Genomic DNA, 8,178 nt, shown 5'->3' with positions numbered 1-8,178 from the left:
CTTACCGAGATGCGGTCCTGACGGGATTTGAACCCGCGGCCTCCACCTTGACAGGGTGGCGAGCACTCCAAACTGCTCCACAGGACCTTGCTTTGCTTTCCCGCCTGCGCGGTGCTGCGAAACAGACTCTACAGCAGGTCAGGGGGTGCGGTCGAACCCGATCGGGGGTGAATCCGCGGACCTGGTCCGAAGTGCCGTCCGAAGGGCCCCCGACGGACTCCCGACGGGGGCTTCGAACCGGCTTCCCGGGGCACCGGCGCCTACGGCGCCAACGCGTCGATGGCCTTCACGATCCGCTTGTCCGACACCGGATGGGCCGTGCCCAGCGCGTGCGCGAAGTAGCTGACCCGCAGCTCCTCGATCATCCAGCGGATGTCCAGCGCCTCCTGCGGCACGGGCCGTCCCTTGGGGAACTGCTCCAGGAGCCAGAGGTACTCGTCGCGCATCTCGTGCACCTTCGCCATCCGGGTACGGTCCCGCTCGGCGTTGGTGGGCAGTTGCGTCAGCCGCCGGTCGACCGCCACCAGATACCTCAGCAGGTCCGGCAGCCGGCGCACGCCGTGGGTGGTCACGAAGCCGGGCCGGACGAGGTCCGCCAGCTGTTCCTTGACGTCCGTGAGGGACGGGACCAGGACGAGCGACTTGGTGTCCTTCAGCCGGCGCTCGCACGCCTGCCAGGCGGCCAGCACCTCCCGCACCTTGCGGATGGCGTCCAGCGTCGCGTCCACGATGTCCGCCCGCACGGCGTCGAAGAGCTTGCGGAAGGACTCCTCGTCCCACGCGGGCCCGCCGTGCGCCGCGATCAGCTTGTCGGCGGCACCGGACACACAGTCCTCGAAGAGGGCCTGGATGGAGCCGTGCGGATTCCGCGACAGGGCGAGCTTCTGCTGGTTGTTCAGCTTGTCCTGGGCGAATTTCGCGGGGTTGGACGGCAGATTGAGCAGGATGAGCCGACGGGTGCCGGCCCACATCGCCTGGCGCTGCTCCGGCTCGGTGTCGAAGAGCCGCACCGCCACCGACGCGCCCTCGTCCACCAGCGCCGGATACGCCTTCACCGGCTGACCCGCCCGCCGGGTCTCGAAGGTGCGCGGCAGCGTCCCGATCGTCCACTGGGTCAGTCCCGAGCGCTGCTCCGGGCCGCGCGGCGCGCCCGCCTCGCCCGTGGTCACGGAGGCCTGCTCGAAGGCCTTGGTGATCGCGGCCTGCGTCTTGGGCTTGAGCCGGATCCGCAGCGCCTCGAGGTCCTTGTCCTCCGCGATCTTCCGCTTGCGCTCGTCAATGATCCGGAAGGTGATCTTCAGGTGGTCGGGGACCTTGCCGAAGTCGAAGTCCTCCGGCTCCATCCGGACGCCCACCATCCGCTGCAGCTCCCGCGTCAGCGTCGTGGCCAGCGGCTCCTGCAGGGGCACGGCCCGGTCCAGGAAAGCCTTGGCGTAGTTCGGCGCCGGGACGTAGTTCCGCCGGATCGGCTTCGGCAGCGAGCGGATCAGCTCGGTCACCAGATCCTCGCGCAGCCCGGGGATCTGCCAGTCGAAGCCCTCGGCCGAGACCTGGTTGAGCACCTGGAGCGGCACATGGACGGTCACACCGTCCGCGTCCGCGCCCGGCTCGAACTGATACGTCACCTTGAACTTGAGCCGGCCCTGCCGCCAGGAATCCGGATAGTCGTCCTTGGTGACCGCCTCGGCGTTCTCGTTGATGAGCATGGAGTGCTCGAAATTGAGCAGCTCCGGCTCCTCGCGCCGCTTGTGCTTCCACCAGGAGTCGAAATGCGCACCCGACACCACGTGCTCGGGCAGCCGCTGGTCGTAGAAGTCGAAGAGCGTCTCGTCGTCGACCATGATGTCGCGACGCCGGGCGCGGTGCTCCAACTCCTCGACCTCGCCGAGCAGTTTGCGGTTGTCGTGGAAGAACTGGTGATGGGTGCGCCAGTCGCCCTCGACCAGGGCGTTGCGGATGAAGAGATCGCGGCTGGTCTCCGGGTCGATCCGCCCGTAGTTCACCTTCCGCTGGGCCACGATCGGCACGCCGTACAGCGTCACCCGCTCATAGGCCATCACGGCCGCCTGCTTCTGCTCCCAGTGCGGCTCGCTGTACGTGCGCTTCACCAGGTGCTGGGCGAGCGGCTCGACCCACTCCGGCTCGATCTTCGCGTTGACCCGCGCCCACAGCCGCGAGGTCTCCACCAGCTCCGCCGACATGATCCAGCGCGGCGGCTTCTTGAACAGCGCCGAGCCCGGGAAAGCCGCGAACTTCGCGCTGCGGGCACCGAGGTACTCGTTCTTCTCGGTGTCCTTGAGACCGATATGGGACAGCAGACCCACCAGCAGCGACTGATGGATGTGGTCGGGCGCCGCCTCACCCTCCGCGAACTGGATGCCCATCGTCTTCGCGACCGTACGCAGCTGGCTGTAGATGTCCTGCCACTCACGTATCCGCAGATAGTTCAGGAACTCCGACTTGCACATCCGGCGGAAGGCCGAGGACGACAGCGTCTTCTGCTGTTCGCGCACATAGCGCCACAGGTTCAGGAAGGCGAGGAAGTCGCTCGTCTCGTCCTTGAACCGGGCGTGCTGCTGGTCGGCCTGCTGCTGCTTCTCCGAGGGCCGCTCGCGCGGGTCCTGGATGGAGAGCGCGGCGGCGATGACCATGACCTCGCGCGCACAGCCGTTGCGGTCGGCCTCCAGGACCATCCGGGCCAGCCGGGGGTCCAGCGGCAGCTGCGAGAGCTTGCGGCCGAGCGGGGTGAGCCGCTTCTTGTGGTCCTTCTCCTTGGGGTCGATCGCCCCCAGCTCCTGGAGGAGGTCGACACCGTCCTTGATGTTGCGCCGGTCCGGCGGGTCGATGAACGGGAACTTCTCGATGTCCCCGAGGCCGGCGGCGGTCATCTGGAGGATGACGGAGGCCAGGTTCGTCCGGAGGATCTCCGCGTCGGTGAACTCCGGCCGGGAGAGGAAGTCGTCCTCGGAGTAGAGCCGGATGCAGATGCCGTCCGACGTACGGCCGCAGCGGCCCTTGCGCTGATTGGCACTCGCCTGGCTGACCGGCTCGATCGGCAGCCGCTGCACCTTGGTGCGGTGGCTGTAGCGCGAGATGCGGGCCGCGCCCGGGTCGATGACGTACCGGATGCCCGGCACGGTCAGGGACGTCTCCGCCACGTTCGTCGCGAGGACGATGCGGCGGCCCGTGTGGCGCTGGAAGACCCGGTGCTGCTCGGCGTGCGACAGCCGCGCGTACAGCGGCAGCACCTCCGTGAACCTCAGCTTTTTCTTTTCCAGCGCGTCGGCGGTGTCCCGGATCTCCCGCTCGCCGGAGAGGAAGACGAGGATGTCCCCCTCGCCCTCGCGCTGGAGCTCGTCGACGGCGTCGCAGATCGCGGTGATCTGATCGCGGTCGGGGTCGCTGGAGTCCTCCTCCAGCAGCGGCCGGTAGCGCACCTCGACGGGGTACGTACGCCCGCTGACCTCCACGATCGGGGCCTCCCCGAAGTGGCGGGAGAAGCGCTCCGGGTCGATCGTCGCCGAGGTGATGACGACCTTGAGGTCGGGGCGGCGGGGCAGCAGCTGGGCGAGGTAGCCCAGGATGAAGTCGATGTTGAGGCTGCGCTCGTGCGCCTCGTCGATGATGATCGTGTCGTACTGGCGCAGCTCGCGGTCCGTCTGGATCTCGGCGAGCAGGATGCCGTCGGTCATCAGCTTCACGAGCGTCTCGCCGCCGACCTGGTCGGTGAAGCGGACCTTCCAGCCGACCGCCTCCCCGAGCGGGGTGCGCAGCTCCTCGGCGACCCGCTCCGCCACGGTGCGCGCGGCGATCCGGCGGGGCTGGGTGTGGCCGATGAGGCCCTTCACTCCGCGGCCGAGCTCCAGACAGATCTTCGGGATCTGGGTGGTCTTGCCGGAGCCGGTCTCGCCCGCGACGATCACGACCTGGTGGTCGCGGATCGCTTCGAGGATCTCGTCCTTCTTCTGGCTGACCGGCAGCTGTTCGGGGTAGGTGACCTCGGGCACGGCCGCGCGGCGGTTCGCGACGCGCAGTTCGGCGGTGTCGAGGTCGGCCTCGATCTCGGCCAGTACGGCCGTTCGGGCTTCGGGCTTACGGATGCGGCGCGCGCCGTCGAGCCGGCGGCCCAGCCGCTGCTGATCGCGCAGCGTCAGCTCGGGCAGGCGGGCGGCGAGGCCGGCGGCGGTGGCGGGGGCAGGCTGCGTAGACATACGAAGTCCAGGATCGCACCAGCCGTCGCGAAGCGGCGAACGCATTTAGAGCGGAGGGCGCGGCGCAGCTCGCGGTGTGCGCGGGGGCCGGGGCTTGCCCCGAAGGATCCCGGAAAAAACTGAGGCCCCCGTCGAAGACGGGGGCCTCATCGTGGCTGGGGCCGGGGTCGAACCGGCGACCTATCGCTTTTCAGGCGATCGCTCGTACCAACTGAGCTACCCAGCCACGCAGCTCTCGCGAGCTGCAGCGGTCCTGACGGGATTTGAACCCGCGGCCTCCACCTTGACAGGGTGGCGAGCACTCCAAACTGCTCCACAGGACCTTGCAATGTGCGAGCACTAGTCTCGCACACAGTATTGCGTGCCCCCAACGGGATTCGAACCCGTGCTACCGCCTTGAAAGGGCGGCGTCCTGGGCCACTAGACGATGAGGGCTGATGGCCCACCTGGGCGCTTTGCAGCGCGTCGGGGACGTGAGAAGCATATGGGATGGAGGGAGGGAACGCCAAAACGGTTTCCCTGAGCCTTCGCGGCGGGATCCGGGCCCGGGGTGTGGCGAGGCCGGAAGATCCCCGGAAGTGCCCGCCGGGGTACAGCGCCCGGCGCACCGTTGGCGGACAATGGCGAGCGTGCTGGAGATGACGCGCGAGGAGTTCGAGGAACTGGTCGCCGAGGCCCTGGACCGGATCCCGCCGGAGCTGACGCGGCTGATGGACAACGTCGCGGTGTTCGTGGAGGACGAGCCGCCGGCGGAGGACCCGGAGCTGCTCGGTCTCTACGAGGGAACGCCGCTGACCGAGCGCGGTGAGTGGTACGCGGGTGTGCTGCCGGACCGCATCACGATCTACCGGGGGCCGACGCTGCGGATGTGCGAGACCCGGGAAGAGGCCGTGGAGGAGACGGAAGTGACTGTTGTTCACGAGGTGGCGCACCACTTCGGGATCGACGACGAACGGCTGCACGCCCTCGGCTACGGCTGACGGGGCCGGGTGCCGGGCGCGCTACGCCGGTCGGGTGGCGGCGCGCCGCGCGTGTCCTGGGCGGGGCGGGGCCAGTTGGGCAGGGCGCCTGTCCCCCCGCGACCCGAAGGCGGTCCCGCCCATGCCCGCAATGCCAGCCCTGGCGTCAGCCGTGACGTTCACCCGTATCGCCGCCGTGACCGTCGCGGCGCTGGCCCTCGGTGGCTGCATGAGCGTGAGCGACCCGGACCGGGCGACGCCGTCGGGCTCGGGCAAGCAGCGCGAGGTCGGCACCCGGCCGGACGGCGGGGTGCCGGCGCCGGGCGGTCGTCCGGGGCGGCCGGGCGCGAAGGTGCCGCACGGCGCGAGCGGGAGCCCCGCGGCCAGGGAGGCGTCCGCGGCGTCCTCCTCCCCTTCCCCGTCCGCCGGGTCGGCCGGGGCGTCGCCGCCCGCGGGGAAGCCGGGCAAACCGGGGGAGCGGCCGAAGCCGCCGGGCGGTCCGGGGCCGGGCACGGAACCGCAGCCCGGGCGGCCGCCGGCGTCGTCCCAGCCGGCCTCCCAGCAGCCGAGCAGCCCGCCCTCGCCGCCCGCGCCGACGTCTCCCCCGGAGCCGACCCCGCCCGCTCCGCAGCCGGCTCCGCAGGCGGGACCGGTTGCCTCGTAGCGGCCTCGTACCCACCCCGCAGTCACCTCGCAGTCGCCTCGCAGTCGTCGGCGCAGAGCCCGGTCCGGAGGTGAAAGTGCAGGTCAGAGGGGGTGTCGACCGCATCGATGAACGCTTGTTCGAGGCGCCTCACCGGAGAGGACTTGCGCTATGCGGTGGTGGGTGCGTATGGTGGTAGATCGTTTGATCCCATTTGCCCGGCGCCTGACAGAAGCGCGCCGTGTGGCGCGTTCCTTACCTTGCCGTGGCTGACCGCATCGAGGCGGTCATTTGTGAAGCCGACACGGAGCTTGGGCGCGTGCCGAAACTCCGGAAGGTTTCGCATTTCGCATGTCCATTTCCACTGAGCAGACCGTCATGCCCGAGAACGACGAGATCGTTGTCGAGGCTGCCGCTGACACCACCCCCGACACCATCACCGACGCCCCCGTCGTCGACGCTGTCGCCGATGTCGACACCGACATCGCCGCCGACTCCGATGACGCGGACGCCGAGCCGACCGTCACCTTCGCCGACCTCGGTCTCGACGAGGCGATCGTCCGCAAGCTCGCACAGAACGGCGTCACCACGCCCTTCCCGATCCAGGCCGCGACCATCCCGGACGCCCTGGCCGGCAAGGACATCCTCGGCCGCGGCCGCACCGGCTCCGGCAAGACCCTCTCCTTCGGTCTGCCCCTGCTGACGGTCCTCTCCGGTGGTCACACCGAGAAGAAGAGCCCCCGCGGTCTGATCCTCACCCCGACCCGCGAGCTGGCGATGCAGGTCGCCGACGCCCTCCAGCCGTACGGTGACGTGCTCGGCCTGAAGATGAAGGTCGTCTGCGGCGGTACGTCGATGGGCAACCAGATCTACGCCCTGGAGCGCGGCGTCGACATCCTCGTCGCCACCCCGGGCCGTCTGCGCGACATCATCAACCGCGGTGCCGCCAAGCTCGACAAGGTCCAGGTCGCCGTCCTCGACGAGGCCGACCAGATGGCCGACATGGGCTTCCTGCCCGAGGTCACCGAGATCCTCGACCAGGTCCCGTCCGGCGGTCAGCGCCTGCTGTTCTCCGCGACGCTGGAGAACGAGATCGACACCCTCGTCAAGCGCTACCTGGTCAAGCCCGTCACCCACGAGGTGGACGCGGCCCAGGGCGCGGTCACCACGATGACGCACCACGTCCTCGTCGTGAAGCCGAAGGACAAGGCGCCGGTCACGGCCGCCATCGCCGCCCGCAAGGGCCGCACGATCATCTTCGTCCGTACCCAGCTAGGTGCCGACCGCGTCGCCGAGCAGCTGCTCGACGCCGGTGTCCGCGCCGACGCGCTGCACGGCGGCATGACCCAGGGCGCGCGTACCCGCGTGCTGGAGGACTTCAAGGGCGGTCACGTCAACGTCCTCGTCGCCACCGACGTCGCCGCGCGCGGTATCCACGTCGACGGCATCGACCTCGTGCTGAACGTCGACCCCGCCGGTGACCACAAGGACTACCTGCACCGCTCCGGCCGTACGGCCCGCGCCGGCCAGTCCGGCACGGTCGTCTCCCTGGCCCTGCCGCACCAGCGCAAGCAGATCTTCCGTCTGATGGAGGACGCGGGCGTCGACGCCTCGCGTCACATCGTCGGTGGCGCCGGCGCCTTCGACGAGGACGTCGCCAAGATCACCGGTGCGCGTTCGCTCACCGAGGTCCAGGCCGACTCCGCGGCCAACGCCGCCAAGCAGGCCGAGCGCGAGCTCCAGGACCTCAACCGCCAGGTGGAGCGCGTCCAGCGCCGTGCCACCGAGCTCCGCGAGGAGGCCGACCGCCTCGTGGCGCGCGCCGCCCGCGAGCGTGGCGAGGACCCGGAGGCCGCCGTGGCCGCCGCGGCCGAGGCCGCTGCCAACGAGGCGAAGGCCGAAGAGGCCGCCGCCGCCGTGCCCGCGCAGTCCACGTCGACCCCCCGCGACGAGCGTGGCAACTACGAGCGCCGCGACGACCGTTCCTCGGGCGGCTTCCGTCGCGATGACCGCCGTGACGACCGCTCCGGCGGGTTCCGTCGCGACGACCGTCGTGACGACCGCTCTTCGGGCGGCTTCCGTCGCGACGACCGTCCGTCCGGTGGCTTCCGCCGTGACGACCGTCCGTCCGGTGGTTTCCGTTCCGGTGGCGACCGTCCGTCGGGTGGGTTCCGTCGTGACGAGCGTCGTGACGACCGTCCCGCCGGTGGTGGCTTCCGTCGCGACGAGCGTCGTGACGACCGCTCCGGTGGCGGCTTCCGCCGCGATGACCGTCCGTCCGGTGGTTTCCGTTCCGGTGGCGACCGTCCGTCGGGTGGGTTCCGTCGTGACGAGCGTCGTGACGACCGTCCCGCCGGTGGTGGCT

At 70.0% G+C, this 8,178-nt stretch carries 4 protein-coding genes and 4 tRNA genes; 2 read left to right on the top strand and 6 right to left on the bottom strand.

Annotated elements, in window-relative coordinates:
- Positions 1–12: 12 nt before the first annotated feature.
- The 5 genes from FHS38_RS17700 to FHS38_RS17680 form a co-directional block, all read right to left on the bottom strand.
- Positions 13–87 (bottom strand) — tRNA-Asp (locus tag FHS38_RS17700).
- A gap of 173 nt (positions 88–260) precedes the next feature.
- Entirely contained in the window at positions 261–4,211 is a 3,951-nt protein-coding gene (gene hrpA / locus FHS38_RS17695) for an ATP-dependent RNA helicase HrpA (protein WP_184734543.1), read from the bottom strand.
- 152 nt (positions 4,212–4,363) lie between these two features.
- Positions 4,364–4,437 (bottom strand) — tRNA-Phe (locus FHS38_RS17690).
- 22 nt (positions 4,438–4,459) lie between these two features.
- A tRNA-Asp gene (locus tag FHS38_RS17685) sits at positions 4,460–4,534 on the bottom strand.
- Between the two features lie 39 nt (positions 4,535–4,573).
- Positions 4,574–4,646: transfer RNA gene (locus FHS38_RS17680), tRNA-Glu, on the bottom strand.
- A gap of 194 nt (positions 4,647–4,840) precedes the next feature.
- Between FHS38_RS17680 and FHS38_RS17675 the strand changes: the two genes are divergently transcribed.
- Positions 4,841–5,191 carry a metallopeptidase family protein gene (locus FHS38_RS17675; RefSeq protein WP_184734542.1) on the top strand — a complete coding sequence of 117 codons (351 nt, stop codon included), beginning with the start codon at positions 4,841–4,843 and terminating at the stop codon, positions 5,189–5,191.
- A gap of 21 nt (positions 5,192–5,212) precedes the next feature.
- Here the strand turns inward: FHS38_RS17675 and FHS38_RS36115 are convergent, their stop codons facing one another.
- Positions 5,213–5,860, bottom strand: a complete 648-nt coding sequence (locus FHS38_RS36115) for a hypothetical protein (RefSeq protein WP_184734541.1) — start codon at positions 5,858–5,860, stop codon at positions 5,213–5,215.
- 304 nt (positions 5,861–6,164) lie between these two features.
- On the opposite strand from FHS38_RS36115, the gene FHS38_RS17665 reads away from it, so the two are divergent.
- Positions 6,165–8,178 (top strand): DEAD/DEAH box helicase (locus FHS38_RS17665; protein WP_184734540.1); only part of this gene is annotated, 2,014 nt, incomplete at its 3' end.

The sequence above is a fragment of the Streptomyces netropsis genome (assembly GCF_014203545.1).
In the GTDB taxonomy this organism is placed as follows: domain Bacteria; phylum Actinomycetota; class Actinomycetes; order Streptomycetales; family Streptomycetaceae; genus Streptomyces; species Streptomyces netropsis.
This window is presented reverse-complemented; position numbering and strand designations above follow the sequence as displayed.